Source organism: Bacillus sp. 5RYD7K, from assembly GCF_059831465.1.
In genome coordinates, this window is record NZ_CP191200.1 from 1,467,621 (window position 1) to 1,488,762 (window position 21,142).

The 21,142-nt window shown below is 48.2% G+C and carries 21 protein-coding genes and 3 pseudogenes; 18 read left to right on the top strand and 6 right to left on the bottom strand.

Annotated features, from left to right (window positions below):
• Positions 1-334 precede the first annotated feature (334 nt).
• Positions 335-633, bottom strand: a pseudogene (locus ACQE26_RS07240) (hypothetical protein).
• Between the two features lie 16 nt (positions 634-649).
• Positions 650-2,071, bottom strand: a complete 1,422-nt coding sequence (locus ACQE26_RS07245) for a lipase (RefSeq protein WP_500471123.1) — start codon at positions 2,069-2,071, stop codon at positions 650-652.
• Between the two features lie 107 nt (positions 2,072-2,178).
• Between ACQE26_RS07245 and ACQE26_RS07250 the strand changes: the two genes are divergently transcribed.
• From ACQE26_RS07250 to padC, 3 genes and pseudogenes are all read left to right on the top strand, one after another.
• Positions 2,179-2,463, top strand: a complete 285-nt coding sequence (locus ACQE26_RS07250; RefSeq protein WP_014305885.1) for a DUF1433 domain-containing protein — start codon at positions 2,179-2,181, stop codon at positions 2,461-2,463.
• Between the two features lie 249 nt (positions 2,464-2,712).
• Positions 2,713-2,874 (top strand): annotated as a pseudogene (locus ACQE26_RS07255) (DUF3237 family protein); the annotation flags it as partial.
• Positions 2,875-2,895: 21 nt separating this feature from the next.
• On the top strand, positions 2,896-3,384 hold the full coding sequence (gene padC / locus ACQE26_RS07260; RefSeq protein ID WP_045925902.1) for a phenolic acid decarboxylase: 489 nt from the start codon (positions 2,896-2,898) through the stop codon (positions 3,382-3,384).
• Between the two features lie 62 nt (positions 3,385-3,446).
• Here the strand turns inward: padC and paiA are convergent, their stop codons facing one another.
• Positions 3,447-3,965 (bottom strand): spermidine/spermine N(1)-acetyltransferase, encoded by a 519-nt coding sequence (gene paiA / locus ACQE26_RS07265; protein WP_500471124.1) that lies wholly within the window; start codon positions 3,963-3,965, stop codon positions 3,447-3,449.
• A gap of 119 nt (positions 3,966-4,084) precedes the next feature.
• On the opposite strand from paiA, the gene ACQE26_RS07270 reads away from it, so the two are divergent.
• Both ACQE26_RS07270 and ACQE26_RS07275 read left to right on the top strand, forming a co-directional pair.
• The gene (locus ACQE26_RS07270) at positions 4,085-4,714 is read left to right on the top strand and encodes a YczE/YyaS/YitT family protein (RefSeq protein ID WP_500471125.1); all 630 of its coding nucleotides are present in this window, start codon (positions 4,085-4,087) and stop codon (positions 4,712-4,714) included.
• 54 nt (positions 4,715-4,768) lie between these two features.
• Positions 4,769-4,915, top strand: a pseudogene (locus tag ACQE26_RS07275) (dihydrofolate reductase); the annotation flags it as partial.
• 29 nt (positions 4,916-4,944) lie between these two features.
• On the opposite strand, the gene ACQE26_RS07280 reads toward ACQE26_RS07275, so the two are convergent.
• The 3 genes from ACQE26_RS07280 to slrR form a co-directional block, all read right to left on the bottom strand.
• A complete protein-coding gene (locus ACQE26_RS07280; RefSeq protein WP_049627452.1) occupies positions 4,945-5,145 on the bottom strand; it encodes a hypothetical protein in 201 nt (66 codons plus the stop codon).
• A gap of 156 nt (positions 5,146-5,301) precedes the next feature.
• On the bottom strand, positions 5,302-6,765 hold the full coding sequence (locus tag ACQE26_RS07285) for a carboxylesterase/lipase family protein (protein ID WP_500471127.1): 1,464 nt from the start codon (positions 6,763-6,765) through the stop codon (positions 5,302-5,304).
• An 80-nt stretch (positions 6,766-6,845) separates the two neighbouring features.
• Positions 6,846-7,301 carry an HTH-type transcriptional regulator SlrR gene (gene slrR / locus ACQE26_RS07290; RefSeq protein WP_003151541.1) on the bottom strand — a complete coding sequence of 152 codons (456 nt, stop codon included), beginning with the start codon at positions 7,299-7,301 and terminating at the stop codon, positions 6,846-6,848.
• Positions 7,302-7,546: 245 nt separating this feature from the next.
• Here slrR and ACQE26_RS07295 point away from each other — a divergent pair, with 245 nt between their 5' ends.
• From ACQE26_RS07295 to ACQE26_RS07355, 13 genes are all read left to right on the top strand, one after another.
• A complete protein-coding gene (locus ACQE26_RS07295; RefSeq protein WP_060964208.1) occupies positions 7,547-8,254 on the top strand; it encodes a YveK family protein in 708 nt (235 codons plus the stop codon).
• A gap of 5 nt (positions 8,255-8,259) precedes the next feature.
• Positions 8,260-8,940, top strand: coding sequence for a protein tyrosine kinase EpsB (epsB, locus tag ACQE26_RS07300; protein ID WP_060964209.1), 681 nt, complete (start codon positions 8,260-8,262; stop codon positions 8,938-8,940).
• Between the two features lie 222 nt (positions 8,941-9,162).
• Positions 9,163-10,980 (top strand): polysaccharide biosynthesis protein, encoded by a 1,818-nt coding sequence (locus ACQE26_RS07305; RefSeq protein ID WP_326351454.1) that lies wholly within the window; start codon positions 9,163-9,165, stop codon positions 10,978-10,980.
• A gap of 15 nt (positions 10,981-10,995) precedes the next feature.
• Positions 10,996-12,135, top strand: a complete 1,140-nt coding sequence (locus ACQE26_RS07310; RefSeq protein WP_500471128.1) for a glycosyltransferase family 4 protein — start codon at positions 10,996-10,998, stop codon at positions 12,133-12,135.
• Complete coding sequence (gene epsE / locus ACQE26_RS07315) at positions 12,132-12,974, top strand: glycosyltransferase EpsE (protein ID WP_060964211.1); 843 nt, start codon at positions 12,132-12,134, stop codon at positions 12,972-12,974. The genes ACQE26_RS07310 and epsE overlap by 4 nt, the downstream gene beginning before the upstream one ends.
• Entirely contained in the window at positions 12,967-14,103 is a 1,137-nt protein-coding gene (locus ACQE26_RS07320) for a glycosyltransferase family 1 protein (RefSeq protein WP_500471129.1), read from the top strand. Before epsE ends, ACQE26_RS07320 begins: the two co-directional genes overlap by 8 nt.
• Positions 14,104-14,105: 2 nt before the next feature.
• Positions 14,106-15,209 carry a biofilm exopolysaccharide biosynthesis protein EpsG gene (epsG, locus tag ACQE26_RS07325; protein WP_047477235.1) on the top strand — a complete coding sequence of 368 codons (1,104 nt, stop codon included), beginning with the start codon at positions 14,106-14,108 and terminating at the stop codon, positions 15,207-15,209.
• Between the two features lie 18 nt (positions 15,210-15,227).
• Positions 15,228-16,265, top strand: coding sequence for a glycosyltransferase family 2 protein (locus ACQE26_RS07330; protein WP_438420690.1), 1,038 nt, complete (start codon positions 15,228-15,230; stop codon positions 16,263-16,265).
• A gap of 4 nt (positions 16,266-16,269) precedes the next feature.
• Positions 16,270-17,346 carry a polysaccharide pyruvyl transferase family protein gene (locus ACQE26_RS07335; RefSeq protein ID WP_500471131.1) on the top strand — a complete coding sequence of 359 codons (1,077 nt, stop codon included), beginning with the start codon at positions 16,270-16,272 and terminating at the stop codon, positions 17,344-17,346.
• The gene (locus ACQE26_RS07340; protein ID WP_500471132.1) at positions 17,343-18,377 is read left to right on the top strand and encodes a glycosyltransferase; all 1,035 of its coding nucleotides are present in this window, start codon (positions 17,343-17,345) and stop codon (positions 18,375-18,377) included. Before ACQE26_RS07335 ends, ACQE26_RS07340 begins: the two co-directional genes overlap by 4 nt.
• Positions 18,374-19,891 carry an MATE family efflux transporter gene (locus ACQE26_RS07345; protein ID WP_500471133.1) on the top strand — a complete coding sequence of 506 codons (1,518 nt, stop codon included), beginning with the start codon at positions 18,374-18,376 and terminating at the stop codon, positions 19,889-19,891. The genes ACQE26_RS07340 and ACQE26_RS07345 overlap by 4 nt, the downstream gene beginning before the upstream one ends.
• A complete protein-coding gene (locus ACQE26_RS07350; RefSeq protein ID WP_500471134.1) occupies positions 19,858-20,496 on the top strand; it encodes a sugar transferase in 639 nt (212 codons plus the stop codon). Before ACQE26_RS07345 ends, ACQE26_RS07350 begins: the two co-directional genes overlap by 34 nt.
• On the top strand, positions 20,493-21,140 hold the full coding sequence (locus ACQE26_RS07355; RefSeq protein ID WP_500471136.1) for an acetyltransferase: 648 nt from the start codon (positions 20,493-20,495) through the stop codon (positions 21,138-21,140). Before ACQE26_RS07350 ends, ACQE26_RS07355 begins: the two co-directional genes overlap by 4 nt.
• The last annotated feature ends 2 nt before the right edge of the window (positions 21,141-21,142 follow it).

Consider the following 21,142-nt stretch of genomic DNA (forward strand, 5'->3'; position numbering starts at 1 on the left):
GGCTTTTCCTGCAGCGTGGGAGTTTATCCTTTTTCCAAGCGTGCCGTTTCTAGCAGCTTAAACATCGCCAAGAATACGAGCGATCTTATACAATAAACCCCGTGTTTTGTTAATGTTCATGATAAGCTTCTTTTATTCTCCCGCTCACACTTCCCGCCGGATACTCATTCCGACTGGCGGATCACATTTTAGATTCAACATGTTCTTTTGCAAAAGGATTATCAAAAAACCTTATATATCAACGTTCATAGAGGTATATGATACATTCTCCGAGCGTTTCAGTTAAGACGATAGGAAAAACCTCGCAAATAATAAATCTGCGAGGCTTTTTATTTTACCTTGTTTTGAAACTGTTAATGAATGTGTCTCTGTTATTTTCGGTGCCGGCAATCAGCCGCGCACTTTCACTGATCCGCTGTGCGAGAGCTTTTTGCGCCTTGCCTTCGAAGCTGTTCAAACTTCATATAATTCATCTTTCAATGTGTCCATTTCGAATGTCGGTTTCAGCGTTTGGCGCACTGTTTCCAGTTTTGTTCCCGCTGCCTGCGTCATGACGGTTTTCAGCATCTGCCGCTGCAGCCTTTTCTTCATCGGGTCATCCTTGTGTTCTAAAAGTTCGTCTAATGTCGGCATTATGTATCCACCTCTATCATCTTAACCAGTTTGCGAGCATCTGGTCTTTTTCCTGAAATTTGTCCGCTATTTTATGTAAGAATCCGCCGATCTCTTCAAGGTCTGTGATCGCCGCCTGCAAAGAATCAATAAACGCCTGCTCAGCCTGAGTGTCGTAAAAAATCGGGCCTTTGTCGTAGGATTGCGCAATATCTTCAATTGTATTGGTCACGTCCTGTGCTTGAAGCTGATCAAACAAGCCGTGTCCGACTTGGCCGTAAAATTCGGTTTTCAGCTCGGCAATTTTTTCATCGTGCTCCTGATAGGCGTTCTGCGCTTCTTTTTTCATCGTCCGCAAATCCTCAGTCATGGCCTGCACCTTTTCAGCCAGCTTCTTTGCATTTTTCGGCGTTACTTTTATCGTGTCTCCGCTTCCGATCGCACCGGCCGGCAGAAGAGCGCCGAGGTTTTTATCGAAGACTAACTCATCTCCGTTCGGATTTGTGATGTTTCCGTTTCGGTCAAATATGAAATTCGCTTCGTTTAAGCCGTGTGTATCCGGATTTCTCAGAATGACGGTAGTAAAGAAATAAGCGAGATTCTTGCTGATCTGCTCGTTTAAGTTCCCATCAAGCCGCTGCTTTCGGCTGAACTGTGAGAGTGAGGGGTTTTTCGTATAAATCGTTGTCCCGTTGTGGCGGTCATATTCGTTCCAATAACCCGCCCCGACCATGTCGTCCGGATTGATAATTGACCGGATGTAAGGATCGTATATGCCGCTGTTGATGTCTTTCTGTGTTTCTTCATCGTGCAGTTTCACGACGGAAGGACTGTTAAACGCAACGGCATAAATATCATTATTCACCGCGCTGTATTCGGCCTCAGCGCCGCCGAGTGAATGGCCGGTTGTTGAAATAATCGTTGACGTTCCGGCATACTTTTTCTTTACGCTCCGTACCAGCTGATCGGCTTGATCGATTTGTGATGTTTTCGTTATCAGCTTATACTTTCCGGTTGTGAGCATGGCGTCTTGAGAGGGCGTTCCATTGTATTTTCCGAGTGTTTTCGAGGTATCCTCCGCGTCTTTTTTTACAATATAATACACTTCTTTTTGCGGATCATTTCCGAAAACAATATTCCCGCCGTCCGCTTTTGCGCCGTCATTGATCGGGTCTTTTCCGATATCGGTTCCGGCAAAGGCGACGACCACGTTTTCGGGGTTTTTTGATTTCACCCATTTGCCGTTGTGTGTTTTTTCTCCTTTTGATAGTACAACTGCGTCCAATCCAGTATCTTCGTCAGTTTTTATTTTCTCAACATACCAAGGGATATTTCTATCAGCTATAATAGGTTGATTGTTTTTTAGACTTTCTTTCAGTTTATTATAATTATATGCGTACCGACTAAGTAAATAATAAGTTTCATCCGATACTTCAGGTACTTTTATGTTCTTGGCCATACAAAACTCCTCACATATAATGTAAAATGAATTATTGAAAGGGTGATTCTATGAAAAAATACATTTTTATCCTTATAATTATTATTATAGCAGTTGGGGGTTTTATAATGAAGAATATTAATGATAAAAATGAACAGGCAGAAGAGGTAAAGATTGCTCAAGAACGAATGGAGAAATTTATCAAAGCGAATTATGAAGGAATACATAACGTTACATTTAAAGATAAATATGAAACAGATCCAATGGGCGGGATAGAGGTATTTGGTTATTACAACGATGATACATCAAATAAATTTGACGGTATTTATGATAAGGCAAATGACAAGATTATGGGACACACTATAGATGCTGTGAGAAAGAAAGAATGCAGAGATAAAGATTGCGATTATTAATAAAGACGCTCGTCTGGTATGAGCATACACTAAACAAAAAAGACAAGGGTTCGGCATGTGCCGCCCTTGTCTTTTTTGTTGAACACCTCTTTTTTCGGGTAAACTTTATCAGAGACAGCTCATTATTTGACAGTCCATTTTAACAGCGTTACAATTAAACGTGTAAATAGTTACATGTTTGAATAAACATAATATCTCGGGAGGTGATACGTTCTTGAATGAACCTTCTTTAAAAAAGTCATCAATGATTCAGTGAACCGCATCATTGATCCCGAGCATGTTTATTTTCGCACTGTGCCTATGTTTGAAACAAGCAGTGAGGCATATCAGTTTCTGCAGGACCGGCTGTTTATCGGGGCTGCGATCAATTTGCCGGATGACATTCGGTTGGATATTTATGAAGTTCAATAATGATATGGAGAGTGAGTCGACATGGAAAACTTTATCGGAAGCCATATGATTTACACGTATGAAAACGGCTGGGAGTATGAAATTTATATTAAAAATGATCATACGATCGACTATCGGATTCATAGTGGTATGGTAGGCGGACGCTGGGTGCGCGACCAAGAAGTGAATATCGTAAAGCTGACAGAAGGCGTATATAAAGTGTCATGGACTGAACCGACAGGCACAGACGTTTCATTAAACTTTATGCCGAATGAAAAACGGATGCACGGGATTATTTTCTTCCCGAAATGGGTGCATGAGCATCCCGAAATCACGGTATGCTACCAAAATGATTACATTGATGTGATGAAAGAGTCACGTGAGAAATATGAGACGTATCCTAAATATGTCGTTCCCGAGTTTGCGGATATTACGTATCTCAACAATGCGGGAATCAATAACGAATCATTGATTTCAGAAGCGCCGTACGAAGGAATGACAGATGATATTCGCGCAGGAAAATTAAAATAATAGAAAAAACCCGGCTCAGCTGCCGGGTTTTTTGTATATGAAATCAGGAAATCCTGCGGTTTTTACGACAGGGTCTTCGTCATGATAAAGTCGACTTGTTCGTCATCCCCCATATAAAAAGAGTGTTCTCCCGTTTGGACAAACCCCATTTTTTTATAAAAGGCGATTGCGTTTTCGTTTTTTTCCCATACGCCAAGCCAGATTTTCTTTTTGTTGTGCTCGGCAGCGATTTTCACAGCTTCATTCAGCAGATATTTGCCAAGTCCGTGTTTCTGGTGGTTTTTTCTTATATAAATTCTCTCAATTTCCAGAGAATCATCACCCATTTTTTCTGATTGAGCTTCATCCATGTTGATTTTTACATATCCCGCAAGGTCATCATCATAATAGACAAAATAGAATTGTGAAGACCGATTGGCTAATTCCGTTTTCAGCTGTTCGGAGCGGAATGCATTTTCCAAATAAGCCTTCATATTTTCAAGTGAATTTTGATCTGTAAATGTATCATTGAATGTTTCAATGCTTATCTCACGGAGTGCTGTTATATCGTCGAGGCTGCATTTTTTTAATTTGATGCTCATGTTCATACAGCTCCTTTCTTATTTATGAAATATTGTAATTGCAATAAAAATACCGTATATTAAACATAACGTGATTTTATTGTAATTGCAACATAAAACACAAAAATGAGGCCGGTAAAATGAAATATGTTTTTTATGTTTTGGGAATCATCATATTAACTTTTGGTATTTCTGTCACGATTCAATCTGATCTTGGAACGTCGCCTTTCGATGCGCTAATCGTGGGGCTGTCTGTACATGCCGGGCTGACTGTGGGAAGCTGGGAAATCATCATAGCTTTCCTGGTAATATGCTGCAATTCAATGTTAAAAAGACAAAGACCGGAATTTTCAGGGATGATTACGGCGTTTATAACGGGAATCGGGATTGATATGTGGCTATTTTTCCTGCATCGTTTTATAGTGCCTGAACCATGGTACGAAAAAGCGGGTTGTTTTGCCATCGGTTTGGTTGTGATCGGGATTGGAACGGCGGCTTATCTGCACACAAATTTCGCACCGATCCCGGTTGACCGGTTAACGTTGATTATCCGCGAATTAACAGGAAGAAGCATCTTTTTTTCAAGAACGGTCATTTACTTCCTGTTTTTCATATTGGCATTGATCTTAAAAGGTCCGGTCGGCATCGGGACGTTATTTACCGTTTGTTTAGGAGGGCTCATCCTTCATTTCTTTATGCCGATTACCGGAAGATGGATAGACGGTATCTTAACAGTATCTCAAAAGCAGAAAGAAACGAAAAAACGGTAGAATTGGTTGTATGAACTTGTAAAAAGGGGGGATATTCATGAGCGGTCAAGGAATGTCGATGAGTTTATCATTCAGATCGCCCCTGTTCTGCTCGGCCGGGGAATTCCGTTATTCAAACCCGGAGACCGGGAGACCGGGCTGAAGCTGACGGATGTCCGGCGCTATAAACAATTTGCGGAATTGCATTATGAAGTGAGATAAATAAAATAGATGAAAGAAACCCAGTAAGGCTACCGGGTTTCTTTTTCATGTTTGTTTTTATGTTTTGAAATTGTGTGGGCCGGCCCGTATGAAAATCCTGCAGCCATGATGACAGCCCCTATCCATCTCACGGCATAGAAATCAGTGTCGCGCAGGAAGACAACTGAAACTAAGATCATCAGCGCCCCGATGATAACGGCAGCTGTGCCGATAATACTTGATTTCTCCATATAAAAACTCCTTTATGAATGGTTAGATGACCAGTTATAAAAGAATATAACATATAAGGGTTAATATGGAAAATGGTATTCTGCGAAGTCGAATGACTGAGGTCTGAACTGGGATGAAAACGAAACCCCAAGGGAACCTGATCCCTTGGGGTTTTTTTATGCTTGAAACAGGATGCGGCGTTTGGCAGAATCGGGATCACTTTCCGTCGAGACGGCTGTGTTGAAAATGAGCGTCTCACGCGAGCCTGTTTCATACTGAGGCCAATGGAGCTGAGCGGTGTCCGGGTTTCCTTTTTTCGCAAAGGCCAGCCATGCGGATTGCATCAGCCTGGAGAGCTCTTTTGCATCTTCACCGAGCGGTTTCTGCAGCGTCTTTTTCAAAGAATCAAAGTTTCCGAACACAAACGGCAATTCCAGAGCGTGAACCGCTTTATGAAACGGCGGTGTTTCGCCATGCCAGTCAAAGCGGTACATCCAGACCGGTGCGAATCGCGACTGTCCTTGTGCGAAAGCGACAGCCGGCCGCCAGAATATCAGATCCGTCATCATATCAATTTGTCCCGTTAAGGAATGAGGATATAAGGATGCCGCTTGCAAATAGCCCTCTTCTCCAAGGTGATGGCGCAAATAATCGGCGTGCTCCCGCTCGGAATGAACAGGTGAATCAGGGGTGAAAAATAAATATCCTTCATCCCGATTGGTGCCGATAAGTATCGGTATGCCTTCTGCCGCACCGCCGTGAATCGCTTTTTCAGGTTCCTCCGGCAATGTGGCCGGATCTATGGCCGGCTGATAAAAAAGATGAAAAATATTCTGTCCCTTTATACTGTTCACTTTTCCGGCAGCTGTGAGAATGTCATCTGTCGGGAGGGTATGCAGTTTGCTCATGTCATCTGTCTGAATACCGGCCTCGCTGATAAAAGTCTCGGCAATGTCTTTTGCCATATCAGCAGTCATCGTCTGAGAGGCCCCGCTTTCTAAAATGGCTTTATGAAACAGGCCTTTTGCGCCAGGCATTGCCATAAGAGAGGCGATGCTCATGCCGCCTGCCGATTCACCAAATACCGTGACGTTATCAGGGTCCCCTCCAAAAGCGGAAATATTGTCCTTCACCCAGCGCAGCGCGGCGATCTGATCGAGCAGGCCGATATTGCCGGGATATGCGTCATGAATAGATGACAAATGTAAAAAACCGAACGGCCCGAGCCTGTAATTAAGTGTCACCACAATGACATCTCCTTCAGCGGCAAGAGCAGACCCGTCGTAAATCGGTTCGCTTCCGGCGCCTAAAAAAAATGCGCCGCCGTGAATCCATACCATGACAGGCCGTTTCACACCCTCTGATTCTGGGGCGAACACATTCAGGTAAAGGCAATCTTCAGATTGAGGCGGAACATCTCCGGAAAACGACATGGACAGCAAATCAGCCGGCTGCGGACAAACCGGTCCGAACGCGTCGGCATGTTTTACGCCGTCCCAAGGTGCGGGCGGCTCCGGCGCTTTAAATCTCAGCTCTTCGACGGGCGGCTTGGCGTAAGGGATGCCCTTCCATGTGCGGACACCGCGGCCGGCAGTTCCTTTTAATGCGCCGCAGCGGGTTTGAACGGTAAGTACAGTCATGATTTCATCCCCTTTTTTCTTTTCATTATATACAGAGATGAAGATATGAAGCGAATGAAATCCCTTTCACCTGCATATGATCAGTAACGCTTTCGTTCTAAAAATGACCTGACTTCCTGAACGGACAAGCCGAGTTCTTTTGCTTCCTGCATCAGCGCTTTCCATTCCTCAATGTTAGATTCAGTCAGTTTTCTGTTGCGGTAGGGTGCGGGCTCCGGCCGTTTTTCAGTCAGTTTGTTCGTAAAGGTGAACAGTTCTTCTTTCGGCATGCCTGACTGCACGGCCTGCACGAGATGAATGCGCCACTCATCTTCCGTGCCTCCCATATGATGCAGCATCGTTTCGGCATCAAAAAGCTCCGTCAGATCGACTTGAAGGGTGGCGGACACTTTTTTAAGAAATTGGATGGACGGATTTGAGTGAACCCCCCGTTCTATCTTGCTTAAATAAGATTTAGAGACTCCCGCTTCGACTGCTAGCTGATTAATAGAGTAGCCTTTTCTTCTGCGGTATAAACGTATTATTCTTCCAATCATTGTGCTGAATTCTCCCCTGCATACTGACATTTTTTCGTTCATTATAAGAAATTTTCCGTTCTTTATAAAATTTAAAATTGAAAGGTAAGTGCAGTAAATAAGAGGAAAATCACGATAATGTTCTTTAAAAAGAACCAAATGGCTTAATTTAAAATTTTCAAATTTCGAGCTTTTCTTTTATAATCCAATCATTAACAGAAGGGGGCGTTTAAGCCTGATGCAATAAGGATGAGGCTGTATATTACATGAATGAGAATATGAGTTTTAAAGAATTATTTGACATTATTAAGCACAGATTTTTACTGATTTTTATCATGACAGCAGCGGTGACGCTGATAACAGGATACATCCAATTCCGGGTGATTTCGCCCGTTTATCAGGCGTCGACACAAGTGCTCATTCATGAAACAAGCGGTGAAAAAAATTCAAATCTCAGCGACGTTCAGCTGAATCTTCATTACAGCACCACGTTTCAAACGATAATGAAAAGCCCGGTTGTGCTTGAGAAAGTGAAACAGACGCTGCATCTTTCTGAGACGGCATCCGCTTTAAAAGCGAAGATCACGACAAGCAGCGAAACCGATTCAGAAATCATCACCGCAGCGGTGCAGGATGAGAATCCGAAAAAGGCCGCCGCTATAGCGAACACGCTGATGAAGACATTTAAAAAAGAAGTCCGCGACAGGATGAATATAAAAGGCGTCGTCGTTTTGTCTGAGGCGAAAGCATCGGAAAGCCCGATGGTCAAGCCTTCGCGCATCCGGAATATCATGATGGCATTCGGTGCGGCTCTTATGGCCGGTGTGACGCTTGCGTTTTTTCTCCACTTTCTTGATGAAACCGTTAAGAGCGAGCGGCAGCTCAGCGAAAAAACTGACTTGCCCGTTTTAGGGGTTGTGTATGATATCAAAAATCAGCAGACACGGTCTGATGAAAAACATTTCGGGGAGTGAGGCGTTTGGGATTCAGAAAAAAGAAGTCAAGACGGGGATTGGCTCAAATATCTGTTTTACATCACAAATCATTGGTGGCTGAACAATACCGCACCATTCGGACAAATATTGAGTTTTCCTCTGTCCAGACCCATCTGCGCTCCATTCTCGTCACTTCTTCCGTTCCGGGAGAAGGAAAATCATTCAGCGCCGCCAATCTTGCCGCGGTATTTGCGCAGCAGGAGAAAAAGGTGCTGCTCGTCGATGCGGATTTACGAAAACCGACGATACACGAGACTTATCAGCTTGAAAATGTACAAGGCCTTACGAATGTGTTAGTCGGAAACGCTTCCCTTGATGAAACTGTGCAAAAAACGCTGATTGACAACCTCTATGTTCTAACGAGCGGGCCGACGCCGCCGAATCCGGCAGAGCTTTTGTCATCAAAGGCGATGGGAGAGCTGATTCAGGAGATGTACAGCCGGTACAGTCTTGTTATTTTCGACTCACCTCCGCTTTTGGCGGTGGCTGACGGACAGATTTTAGCGAACCAGACGGATGGAAGCGTTCTCGTCGTTTTGAGCGGAAAAACGAAAATGGATACCGTCCAAAAGGCGAAAGACGCACTCCAGCAGTCAAAGGCGAAGCTTCTGGGCGCGCTGCTGAATAAAAAGAAGATCAAAAAAACAGAGCACTACTCGTATTGAGCGGTGCAGGTGATGTCTCCTTACCTTTATCAACGGAGGCACTCGGCTCTGCTGTGGGCAGCGGTTTCTGCTGCCTTAGATGCTGGTCGTCGGTGGCGGGGTGTGAGGACGGGTTAAATGCCCAATTTATCTTAAGATGATGCATTGTTATCGGCTTAGCTGTTATGCCAGTTTTTTTACGAAAACCGTATCAGCTAAACCGATAAATGAGGAGGGGAAAGATTGACTTACCGGAGAAGACTTTCAATGATTTTTGCATTGGATACGTATCTCGTTTTACTTTCCGTTGTTATAGGATATCAATTTTTTGAGGATTCTTATCACTTTTATGACTCCGGAGCGTTATTGCTGACCGCCGTGAGCATGCTGATCAGCCACCATGTATGCGCTTTTATGTTTCATCAGTATAAGCAGGTATGGACGTATACGGGAATAGGCGAGCTGCTTGATCTGCTGAAGGGGATCACTCTGTCCGCAGCCGTAACAGCCGCCGTCCAATACGGGGTGTTCCACACGATTTTGTTCCGGCTTTTAGCCGTCAGCTGGATGATTCAGCTATTGTTTATCGGAGGAAGCCGGATGATTTCGCGCGTGCTGAAAGAAACGATCGGCAGGAAGCAAAATGACTCTTCCCGGGCGCTGATCATTGGCGCGGGCGCAGGGGGAACACTGCTCGCCCGTCAGCTTACGCAGAAAAATGATCTCGGCATCATGCCGGTGGCTTTTATTGATGATGATCAGACGAAGCATAAGCTGAAAATTATGGGCCTGCCCGTCATCGGCGGAAAAGAAAGCATTATGCCGGCGGTGCAGAGGCTGAGAATTCACCATATCATCATCGCCATTCCGTCTCTTTGCCCCCATGAGCTCCAGACGCTGTACAAAGAATGTGTGCAGACGGGCGCCCATATTAAAATCATGCCGCAATTTGATGAGATCCTGCTCGGAACGCAGGCTGCCGGACACATCAGGGATGTAAAAGCCGAAGATCTCCTCGGCAGAAAACCGGTCACCCTTGATACGAGCAAAATTTCTGACAGCATAAAGGGGAAAACGATTCTGGTCACGGGCGCCGGCGGCTCTATCGGTTCTGAAATCTGCCGCCAGATCAGCGCGTTTCTTCCGCATGAAATCGTCCTTCTCGGCCACGGGGAGAACAGCATTTATTCGGTGCATAACGAACTGTCCGCACGCTTCGGCAAAGAGGTGCTTTTTCACGCGGAGATTGCCGATATTCAGGACAGAGATAAAATCTTTACGTTGATGAAGAAATATGAGCCGCACGTCGTCTATCATGCGGCCGCTCATAAACATGTGCCGTTAATGGAACATAATCCGGAAGAAGCCGTCAAAAACAATATTATCGGCACGAAAAATGTCGCCGAAGCCGCCGATATGTGCGGAACGGAAACATTCGTGCTGATTTCTTCTGACAAAGCGGTCAATCCGGCCAATGTCATGGGCGCGACGAAGCGGTTTGCGGAAATGGTCATCATGAACCTCGGAAAGGTCAGCCGCACCAAATTCGCCGCCGTCCGTTTCGGAAATGTGCTCGGAAGCCGCGGCAGCGTCATTCCGATTTTCAAAAAGCAGATTGAAAAAGGCGGACCCGTCACCGTCACGCATCCGGCGATGACAAGATATTTTATGACGATTCCCGAAGCGTCAAGACTCGTCATTCAGGCGGGGGCGCTTGCAAAAGGGCGGCAGATTTTCGTTCTGGATATGGGAGAGCCTGTCAAAATCGTCGACTTGGCAAAAAACCTGATTCATTTATCAGGCTATACGACAGAACAGATTCCCATTGAATTCTCCGGCATCCGCCCGGGAGAAAAGATGTATGAAGAACTGCTGAATCATAATGAAGTACATACGGAACAGATTTTTCCGAAAATCCATATCGGGAAAGCGATCGACGGGGATTGGGCCGTGCTCATCCGTTTTATGGAGGAATTCAGCCGTCTGCCTGAAGATGAGCTGAGAAAACGGCTGTTTGAGGCGATTGAATCAGTACATGAAGAAGCTGCCGCAGGCGTGTGATGGGAGGACAGAAAGATGACGAAAAAAGTATTATTTTGCGCCACTGTCGATTATCATTTTAAAGCCTTTCACCTTCCGTATTTTCAATGGTTTCAGGATATGGGCTGGGAGGTGCACGTCGCGGCAGGCGGTCATATGAACCTTCCGTTCGTTGATAAAAAGTTTTCCATTCCGATCCGGCGCTCCCCGTTTCATCCCGAAAATCTTTCTGTTTACAGGCGGCTGAAGCAGCTCATTCAAGACAACGGCTATGACATGATTCACTGTCATACGCCGGTCGGCGGCGTACTCACCCGCCTTGCTGCGAGACAAGCGCGCCAAAAAGGGACAAAGGTGCTGTACACCGCGCACGGCTTTCACTTCTGCGACGGAGCGCCTCTGAAAAACTGGCTTCTTTATTACCCGATCGAAAAATTTCTCTCTTCTTATACGGATTGTCTCATTACCATTAATGAAGAAGATTTCGAACGGGCCAAGCAAATGAAAAAAACGGATTGCGATGCGAAAAAAATACACGGCATCGGTGTTAATACAGACAGGTTCCGCCCTGTGAGCCGGGGAGAAAGTGAACGGCTGAGAGAAAAACACGGCTTCAGCGCCGGGGAATTTATCCTCGTATATCCCGCCGAATTAAACGGCAACAAAAATCAGGGTATCCTCATTGAGTCTGCGGCCTTGCTGAAGCGCAGCATCCCGGAGCTGAAACTCGTATTTGCCGGAGAAGGCGCGATGGAAGAGCCGTACAGAAAAAAGGCTGAATCACTCGGGGTATCCGACATTGTGCGATTTTACGGTTTTTGCCGCGACATTCATGAGCTGATTCAGCTTGCCGATCTGTCTGTCGCCTCAAGTCTCCGCGAAGGGCTCGGTATGAATCTGCTTGAAGGGATGGCTGCCGAAAAGCCCGTCGTTGCCGCGGACAACAGGGGGCACCGCGAGATCATTGAAGACGGTGTGAATGGTTTTCTCGTGCCGGCCGGAGACAGCGCGGCGTTTGCCGATCGGATTGAAAAGCTGTACCGCTCCCCCGGCCTGCGAAAAGCAATGGGGCAAAAAGGGCGCAGGACGGCGGAATGTTTTTCAGAAACACGCACGGTAAAGGAAATGGCGCATATTTACGCCGGTTATATGGACAAAAAGGAGAAAAGCGTATGAATGCAGGAGCACAACCGAAAATTTCCGTTATCATGGGGATTTATAATTGCGAACAGACTTTAGCGGAGAGTATTGAATCCATCCTGAGCCAATCTTATAAGAATTGGGAACTGATTATGTGTGATGACGCGTCAACTGACGGAACGTATCAGATTGCGCGCCGCTACGCGGACCATTACAGCGACCGGATCACGCTGATTCAAAATAAGACAAACAAGCGGCTTGCCGCTTCGCTGAACCGCTGTCTGACATACGCAACGGGGGATTATATCGCCAGACAGGACGGTGATGACATCTCCAACCCGAGAAGACTGGAAAAACAGGCCGCTTTCTTAAACAAGCACGCCCACTATCAAGTCGTCGGCACGGGGATGCTCGTATTTGACGAATTCGGCGTAAGGGGCGCCCGGCTTTTGCCGCCCGTGCCGAAACCGGGAATTATGGCGAAAGGCACACCGTTCTGCCACGGCACCATTATGATGCGGGCCGAAGCGTACAAAGCGCTCGGCGGCTACCGGTCAGTCAGGCGGACGCGGCGGATGGAGGATATCGATTTGTGGCTGCGCTTTTTTGAAGCGGGTTTCCGAGGGTACAACCTTCAGGAAACGCTGTATAAAGTCAGAGAGGACAGCGATGCGTTCAAACGGAGATCGTTTACGTATTCCATTGATAACGCGGTGCTCGTTTTTCAGGCGTGCAGACGGCTGAAGCTGCCGCTATCCCATTACGTGTATATCGCCAAACCGCTCATCCGCGCCATAACGCCGCCCGCGGTCATGAACCGTTATCATAAAAACAGGGACGTCCGCCAAAAAGAAGGGCTTGCCGAACATGACTGACAAGCCGGCGCGGGTGCTGCACATCTTCAGCGGGATGAATAGAGGCGGCGCAGAAACGATGATGATGAATTTGTACCGGAAGATGGACAGAACGAAGGTGCAGTTTGACTTTTTAACCCATAGGAACGATCCGTGCGCTTATGATGAGGAAATTCTTGCTCTCGGCGGACGGCTTTTTTATGTGCCGAGCATCGGCAGCACAAACCCGATTACTTTTGTGAAACAGGTCAAACGGGTGATTCAGGAAAAAGGACCGTTTGCCGCCGTGCATGCCCATACCGATTTTCAGTCGGGATTTATCGCATTGGCCGCTCGTTTAGCAGGCGTCCCCGTGCGGATCTGTCATTCGCACAGTACATCGTGGCGGGGGCGGTCGTCCAGGCTTGGCAAGGTGCAGATGTTTGTGTTCAGGCGGCTGATTACGGCAAATGCCACCGCGCTGTGCGCCTGCGGAGAAGAGGCGGGCCGTTTCTTATTCGGAAAACAAAAAGACGTGCGGCTTTTGCCGAACGGCATTGATCTTGACTTATTTGCCGGCGGACGCGCGGACATAGAATCTGAAAAAAGGAAGCGGGGCATTGCCGCCGGCCGATTGGTGATCGGTCATATCGGCCGCTTTACAGAGGAGAAAAACCACGAATTTCTGCTCCGGCTGGCCGCTGATATGAAAGAGCGGGGCATCGGTTTGCAGCTGATTCTCGCCGGAGACGGTCCGCTTCGCACCGATATGGAAAAGCTGGCGGAGAAGCTGGGGCTCAATGATGCTGTGCGTTTTATCGGTGTGGAAGATCGCGTTCATGATCTGCTGAAAACGCTGGATGTATTTGTCATGCCGTCTCTTTATGAGGGGCTGCCCGTCACGCTCGTTGAAGCGCAGGCCTCCGGGGTGCCGTGCGTCATATCAGACGGCATTACAGAAGAAGCCGATGCCGGGCTCGGGCTGGTCAAAAGGCTCAGCCTCAAAGAACCGCTTGAACAATGGGCATCCGCGATTTTGCGGGCAGCTGAGGCGCCAAAGCCTGGCAGGGCGCGCATTAAAGACACCTTCGGACGGCTGGGATATGACGCGGGAGAGAATGCGGGGGCTGTGATGAAGCTTTACAATATGAACTGTGAAAAGGAACAGTAAGAATGATTGTATATGTAGTCAATATGGGAATTGTTTATATTTGGTCATGGTTCGCGAAAATGTGCGGCGGGCGTGATCAATCGCTTTCAACCGGATACCGGCCGAATCAGCTCGTCATGCTCGTTCCGCTGCTATCGCTTGTATTGGTTTCCGGTTTGCGTTACAGAGTCGGGACGGATTTTCAGACGTACGCGCTGATGTACAAGCTGGCGGGAAATTACGGGAGCATATGGGAGATCTTCGGGTTCGGAGCGAAAAAAGCAGCCGTTGATCCGGGATTTACCGCTCTTATCTGGCTCATGAATTTTATCACGAAAGATCCGCAAATTATGTATTTCACCGTGGCTGTCGTGACCTGCAGCTTTATTTTAAAGGGACTCGTTGAGTTCGGACGTCCGTTTGAACTGAGTGTGTTTTTGTTTTTGGGCACGTATCATTATTACGCTTCCTTTAACGGAATCAGGCAGTATATGGTGGCGGCCGTATTGTTTTGGGCCGTCCGCTATGTGATAAATGGAAGCTGGAAGCGTTATATGTCCATCGTGCTGTTGTGTTCGCTCTTTCATTCCTCGGCCTTAATCATGATTCCGGTTTATTTCATTGTCAGAAGAAGAGCCTGGTCGCCCGCGATTTTCGGGCTGTCGGCCTTGTTTCTTCTCATGACGTTTCTGTATCAGAAGTTCATTTCGCTGTTTGTCGTCGTGCTGGAAAACAGTTCGTACGGCCATTATGAGAAATGGCTGATGACCAACACGAACGGGATGAACGTCGTAAAAATCGCGGTGCTGCTTCTGCCGCTGTTTTTGGCTTTTTGCTACCGGGAGCGGCTGCGGAAGCTCTGGCCTGACATTGATGTCATCGTGAATTTCTGTCTGCTGGGTCTGCTTTTCGGTCTGCTGGCGACAAAGGATGTTATTTTTGCCCGGTTTAATATATATTTCGGCCTTTACCAAATGATCCTGATCCCTTATTTTGTGAGGATTTTTGATGAAAAATCGAATGCGCTGATCTATATCGCCATTATTGTCTGTTATTTTCTTTACAGCTATTTGCTTATGCCGGTCGATTCGTCTGTGCTGCCGTACAGAACGATTTTTTCCCGGTAATGAATACTGGAGGTTTATATGGAAACACCCGCGGTCAGTTTATTAATTGCTGTGTATAATACGGAATCTTATTTAGAAAGATGCTTAGATTCATTGCTCAATCAGTCGCTCGCCAATATCGAAATCATCGCCGTCAATGACGGGTCAACGGATCAAAGCCCGGACATTCTTGAAACCTATCAGAAGCGGGATGAGAGAATCCGGGTCATTCATCAGCAAAACCGAGGACTCGGCGCGGTCCGCAACAAGGGGATTGAGGCGGCGCGCGGCGAGTTTATCGCTTTTATTGATGCGGACGACTGGGTTGAACCCGACTATTGCCTGCGCATGTATGAAAAAGCGAAGGCATCTCAGGCTGATCTCGTGATTTGCGAATATGCGGCCGAATTTGCGGATACAGGGAAAACCGCCGTTTCAACGATCGCTTCAGCCTACGATGGCCGCCCGAAACAGCTGTACCTGAAAGATTTATTTGAAGGAAGAGTCAGCGGATTTTCATGGAACAAGCTGTACAAAAGGGCCATGATCGAACAGCATCGGCTGCGCTTTCCGCTTCGGGATGAGCTTGAGCACGTGGAGGATCAGTACTTCAGCCTTCGGGCGCATGTATTCGCCGGGGCGGTTTCGTACGTGGATCAGCCGCTCTATCATTATCGGATTCACTTGACTTCCATTGTGCAAAGCTATCAGAAAAAGCTGTTTGACTCAGGTCTCGTTCTCTATCGGCTGAACGAGGCTTTTTTGCGTGAAAACGGCTGCTTACAGGAATACCGGCAGGAGCTTGATTATTTTATCGTCCAGCATGGAACGGTCTGCCTGCTGAATGAATGGAAGCGGAACAACGGCGGCCGGTTCTCCGAAAAATGGCGGAATATCAGCCGGATATGCGCTGATCCCGTGTTTCGGCTGAGTCTTTCCAAAACCGGAACGGAGCCGTTTGACGCCAAACGCTCATGCCTTCTGCTTTTGGCGAGGCTGAAGCTGATTCCGTTCGTATCGCTGGCATCAGCCGCGTATCAGCGGGCAATCGAGTACAAAATGAAAATCAGAGGGTGAAGACATGTCGATACAATCTTTAAAAATCAATCTCGCGGAATGGCTTTTGCTAAAGGTCAAATACCCGTCCCAATTTCATTTCGGAACGGCAGCGGACAGGGCGGAGCATACAGCGGCAAGAAAAAAGATCATTCTGACGCTGCTTCCGTCCCACGATAATCTCGGTGATCATGCCATCGCCTACGCAAGCAAAACGTTTCTTGAACGGGAATATCCCGATTTTGACCTGATTGAGGTCGATATGAAGGATATTTACAGGTCCGCAAAAGCGCTGATCAAAAAGCGCCATCCCGATGATATGGTATTCATCATCGGCGGCGGGAACATGGGGGATTTGTACCGGTATGAGGAATGGACGCGCCGTTTTATTATAAAAACATTCCGGCAGTATCGGATCGTTCAGCTTCCGGCGACGGCTCACTTTTCTGATTCAAAAAAGGGGCGGAAGGAACTGAAACGCGCCCAAAAAGTGTACAATGCGCATCCCGATCTTCTGCTGATGGCGAGAGATGAGACGACGTATCAATGGATGAAGCGGCATTTTCCCGGAAAAACTGTGCTCAAACAGCCTGATATGGTCTTATATTTGGATAAAAGCGAGCGGCGCATCCCGCGGGAAGGGATCTACCTTTGTTTACGGGAGGATAAGGAGAGTGCGCTGACAGCTGAGGAAAGAACGATGGTAAAAGAAGCTTTGAAAAAAGAGTACGGAGAGCTGCATAGCTTTACCACGACGGTCGGCCGGAGGGTCAGCCGCCATACACGCGAAGGGGAGCTGGAGGCGCTGTGGGATACGCTGAAAGGCGCGGAGGCGGTTGTCACTGACAGGCTTCACGGGATGATTTTTTGCGCGCTGACGAAAACGCCTTGTGTCGTCATTCGTTCGTTTGATCATAAAGTGATGGAAGGCTTTCAATGGCTGAAACATATACCGAACATGACACTGCTTGAACGTCCGGAGCCTGAAGCCGTGACGGCCGCTGTAAACGGGCTGCTGAGCGGCAAGCATGAGGCAGGCGATTCTTTGCGCAGTGTTTATTTTGCCGGACTGCGCTCGAAAATCAGCGGTGATGCCCAATGAACGCGCCGCTTGTGAGCGTGATCGTCCCGATGTATAAGACAGAGCCATTTATTAAAGAATGCGCGGTATCTTTAACAAAACAGACGCTGAGAGACATCGAAATCATTTTCGTCAATGACGGCTCACCGGATCAGTCCGGCCGGATTGCCGAACAATTCGCCGCAGAAGATGCGAGAATCCGGGTGATTCATAAAGAAAACGGCGGTCTCAGCTCGGCCCGCAATGCCGGAATAAAAGCCGCCCGCGGCCGTTATATCGGTTTTGCGGACGGCGATGACTATGCGGCGGAAACGATGTTCGAGCGGCTTTATGAAGAAGCGGAGAAGAACCGGCTTGATATCGCCGGCTGCGGTTATTACAAAGAAACGCCGTCTAAAGAAAGAGCGTATATGCCGCCGTCCCTTCCGCCGGGCCGCGTCTTCACGGCGGCTGAGATGACTGCATTGCTGACCCGCGCGCACGAACATCGATTTATTTGGTATGTGTGGCGCTATATATACCGGAGAGAAGCGCTGCAAGGGCTGTTGTTCCATGAAGATATCCGGTTTGCCGAAGATTCTCCGTTTAACTTGGCAGCGTTCCGGCAAGCCTCGCGTGTCAAAGTAATAGATGAAGGGCTGTACGTGTACCGGGAAAACCCGCAAAGCCTTACAGAAACACCGTTTAAGCCTCACTTAGATGACGAACTTCAGAAGCAATATGAAGCGAAAATGGCTTTTTATGAGGCGAACGGGCTGACGGACGCCTGCCGGGACGATATCGATACGTATTTGTGCAAGCATCAGATCCCGATGCTGATCGCCAACGCATGCGCCGCCCCGCAGCCGTCACATCAGATTACGGCGCACATCGGCAGAATTTTGACGTATGACATGGTAAAAACGGCGGTGCGCAGCACGCCGTGCCGGCATAAACAGCTGCTGGCGGGGGAGCGTGTGGTGCTCGGTCTGTGCAAAATGCGCCTTCCGCTTCTTCTGCATGCATTTTTCGAACGGAAATCGAAAGAGAAAGGCAGTGCGGAAGGAGCATGAAATTTGCCATTAATTTCGGCGCCAATGTGACGGCGTTTTTACTATCGGTGTTTTTATCAGTGTGGATGACGCCCTTTATTGTGAAAACATTAGGTGTGGAGGCTTTTGGATTTGTCCATCTGACACAGAATATCATTAACTATTTCTCAATTATTACCGTTGCGCTGAGCTCTGTCGTTGTGAGGTTTTTCACCGTCGCCGCCCACAGGGGCAACAGGGATGAGGCCAATGCGTATGTAAGCAATTATTTAGCCGCGTCTGCCGTGATATCTCTCTTGCTCGCTGTGCCGCTCGCCGGGACGGCTTTTTTTATTGACAAGATCATGAATGTGCCGGCCGGGCTGTTAACGGATGTGAGGCTCTCTATCGTCATCGGCAGTGTGCTGTTTATGCTGACGTTTTTGACGGCGGGATTCGCGACGGGGCCGTTTTTTGCCAACAAGCTTTATATCACAAGTTCTATTCAGGCCGTGCAAATGCTGGTCAGGGTGCTGTGTGTGCTCGCTCTGTTTACGTGCCTGCCGCCGAAGATCTGGCAGATCCAGCTTTCGGCTTTAGCGGGAGCCGTCTGTGCTGCGGTGCTGACGTTTTTCTTTTTTAAGAAATTGATTCCGTGGTTTTCTTTCAGCCGTAAAACCTTGTCATTACAGACGGGCAAAGTGCTGTTTTCGGCCGGTGCCTGGAGCTCTGTCAACCAGATCGGCGTGCTGCTGTTTCTGCAGATTGACCTCATGACGGCCAACCTCGTGCTGGGGCCGTCTGAAGCGGGTGTCTATGCCGCGATTATTCAATTTCCGCTCCTGCTCAGAAGTCTTGCCGGGACGCTTGCTTCGCTGTTTGCGCCGGTTTTGACTTCCTGCTATTCAAAAGGCGATATGGAAGGCCTCCTGTCTTACGCCAATAAGGCCGTGCGGCTGAACGGGCTTCTGCTCGCGCTTCCCGCGGCATTATTGGGAGGGCTTGCGGAACCGTTTCTGGCGATTTGGCTGGGCCCGTCATTTGTGCAGACGGCGCCGCTTTTATACATTCACGCCGGGTACTTGGCGGTCAGTCTCTCTGTCATGCCGCTTTTTTACGTATGGACGGCTTTTAATAAACAAAAAACGCCCGCCGTCGTTACTTTATGCTTAGGCGGACTGAATGTCATATTGGCCGTGGTTCTCAGCGGACCGGCTCATCTCGGCCTGTACGGCATCACCATTGCCGGTGCAGTCTCCCTCATTTTGAAAAATGCCGTCTTCACGCCGCTGTATGTTTCGCATATTACCGGCTTTCAGAAAACCGCGTTTTATAAAGGCATGTTCGGTCCGTTGGCGGCGGCCGCATTTGCCTGGGCTGTCTGCCGGGGTATCCGGCTGTTTTCACCGCTTGACAGCTGGGCCGGTCTGATCGCCGCGGGGCTTGCCGTATGCATGAGCTATGCCGCATTCGCTTTTTTCTTCATTTGTACGAAAGAAGAAAGGCGGCTTGCTTTACAGAAATGCCGAAAAGTGAAAGGAGCTGTTCAGATTTGAAGGCGAAACATGTATTTGATATAGCGGCCGCGATGTTGTTATTGTGCGGCACAAGCGTCATTCTTCTCTTCGCCATGGCAGCCGTCAGATGCGCCATCGGGTCTCCCGTATTGTTCAAACAGACGAGACCGGGGCATAACGGGCGTCCGTTTACGTTGTATAAACTCAGGACGATGACGGATGCGCGTGATGAAAACGGTGTGCTGCTTCCGGATCATCTCCGTCTGACCAAAACGGGGAAGCTGATCAGAAAACTGAGCATCGACGAGCTTCCCCAGCTTTTTAATGTGATTAAAGGCGATATCAGTCTTGTCGGCCCCCGCCCTTTGCTGATGGATTATCTGCCGCTTTACACGGCGGAGCAGGCGCGGCGGCACGAGGTGAAACCGGGAATTACGGGCTGGGCGCAGATTAACGGGAGAAACGCGATTTCCTGGGAAGAGAAATTCAAGCTTGACGTGTGGTATGTCGACAACCGCTCATTTCTTCTCGACTTAAAGATTCTGCTTTTAACGGTGAAAAAAGTTCTCGTGTCTGAAGGCATACACCAAGACGGCCAAGTGACGGCAAAGCGCTTCACAGGCAGCGGAGATATGTCATCGTGAAAAAGATCGTGCTGATCGGAAACGGCGGACACGGAAAAGTGGTGAAGGAAATCGTGCAGGCCCGTTCCGATATGGAGCTTGCGGGCGTATTGGACGACGGATTCAGCGGTTTTGCCGTTCAGAACGGTTTATATACGGGCCGGACGAAAGACGTGCACATGCTTCTGCAACTCGTCCCTGAAGCCGTGTTCACGATATGCATCGGACATAACGGTGTCAGAAAGCAGCTTGCTGAAACGCTTGGGATTGAACAAGACGATTATGCCGCACTCATTCACCCAAGGGCAATCGTCAGTGAAACGGCTTCCGTCGGACACGGAACGGTTGTGATGGCGGGCGCCGTCATCCAGGCGGGCGCTGACATCGGCGCCCATTGCATCATTAATACGGGTGCGGTTGCCGATCATGACAATGCAATCGGAGATTACGTCCATCTTTCACCGCGCGCGGCGCTTGCCGGCGGAGTGAAAGTCGGGGAAGGAGCGCACGTCGGAATCGGTGCGTCCGTCATACCGCAGATGGACATCGGCCCTTGGTCCGTGATCGGTGCGGGGGCTGCCGTCATCAGCCGGATTCCCGGCCATGTGACGGCGGTCGGTGTTCCGGCCCGCGTCATCTCCTCTATTCATAATGAAAAAGGATGATT

What these genes read in the sequence shown, in the direction of transcription:
- ACQE26_RS07335 (WP_500471131.1), top strand. Translation starts at nt 16,270, where the DNA reads ATGTCGATACAATCTTTAAAAATCAATCTCGCGGAATGGCTTTTGCTA.
- ACQE26_RS07310 (WP_500471128.1), top strand. Translation starts at nt 10,996, where the DNA reads ATGACGAAAAAAGTATTATTTTGCGCCACTGTCGATTATCATTTTAAA.
- ACQE26_RS07280 (WP_049627452.1), bottom strand. Translation starts at nt 5,145, where the DNA reads ATGGAGAAATCAAGTATTATCGGCACAGCTGCCGTTATCATCGGGGCG.
- ACQE26_RS07270 (WP_500471125.1), top strand. Translation starts at nt 4,085, where the DNA reads ATGAAATATGTTTTTTATGTTTTGGGAATCATCATATTAACTTTTGGT.
- padC (WP_045925902.1), top strand. Translation starts at nt 2,896, where the DNA reads ATGGAAAACTTTATCGGAAGCCATATGATTTACACGTATGAAAACGGC.
- epsE (WP_060964211.1), top strand. Translation starts at nt 12,132, where the DNA reads ATGAATGCAGGAGCACAACCGAAAATTTCCGTTATCATGGGGATTTAT.
- ACQE26_RS07350 (WP_500471134.1), top strand. Translation starts at nt 19,858, where the DNA reads ATGCCGAAAAGTGAAAGGAGCTGTTCAGATTTGAAGGCGAAACATGTA.
- ACQE26_RS07320 (WP_500471129.1), top strand. Translation starts at nt 12,967, where the DNA reads ATGACTGACAAGCCGGCGCGGGTGCTGCACATCTTCAGCGGGATGAAT.
- ACQE26_RS07250 (WP_014305885.1), top strand. Translation starts at nt 2,179, where the DNA reads ATGAAGAATATTAATGATAAAAATGAACAGGCAGAAGAGGTAAAGATT.
- slrR (WP_003151541.1), bottom strand. Translation starts at nt 7,301, where the DNA reads ATGATTGGAAGAATAATACGTTTATACCGCAGAAGAAAAGGCTACTCT.
- ACQE26_RS07330 (WP_438420690.1), top strand. Translation starts at nt 15,228, where the DNA reads ATGGAAACACCCGCGGTCAGTTTATTAATTGCTGTGTATAATACGGAA.
- ACQE26_RS07295 (WP_060964208.1), top strand. Translation starts at nt 7,547, where the DNA reads ATGAATGAGAATATGAGTTTTAAAGAATTATTTGACATTATTAAGCAC.
- paiA (WP_500471124.1), bottom strand. Translation starts at nt 3,965, where the DNA reads ATGAGCATCAAATTAAAAAAATGCAGCCTCGACGATATAACAGCACTC.
- ACQE26_RS07345 (WP_500471133.1), top strand. Translation starts at nt 18,374, where the DNA reads ATGAAATTTGCCATTAATTTCGGCGCCAATGTGACGGCGTTTTTACTA.
- epsG (WP_047477235.1), top strand. Translation starts at nt 14,106, where the DNA reads ATGATTGTATATGTAGTCAATATGGGAATTGTTTATATTTGGTCATGG.
- ACQE26_RS07245 (WP_500471123.1), bottom strand. Translation starts at nt 2,071, where the DNA reads ATGGCCAAGAACATAAAAGTACCTGAAGTATCGGATGAAACTTATTAT.
- ACQE26_RS07340 (WP_500471132.1), top strand. Translation starts at nt 17,343, where the DNA reads ATGAACGCGCCGCTTGTGAGCGTGATCGTCCCGATGTATAAGACAGAG.
- ACQE26_RS07285 (WP_500471127.1), bottom strand. Translation starts at nt 6,765, where the DNA reads ATGACTGTACTTACCGTTCAAACCCGCTGCGGCGCATTAAAAGGAACT.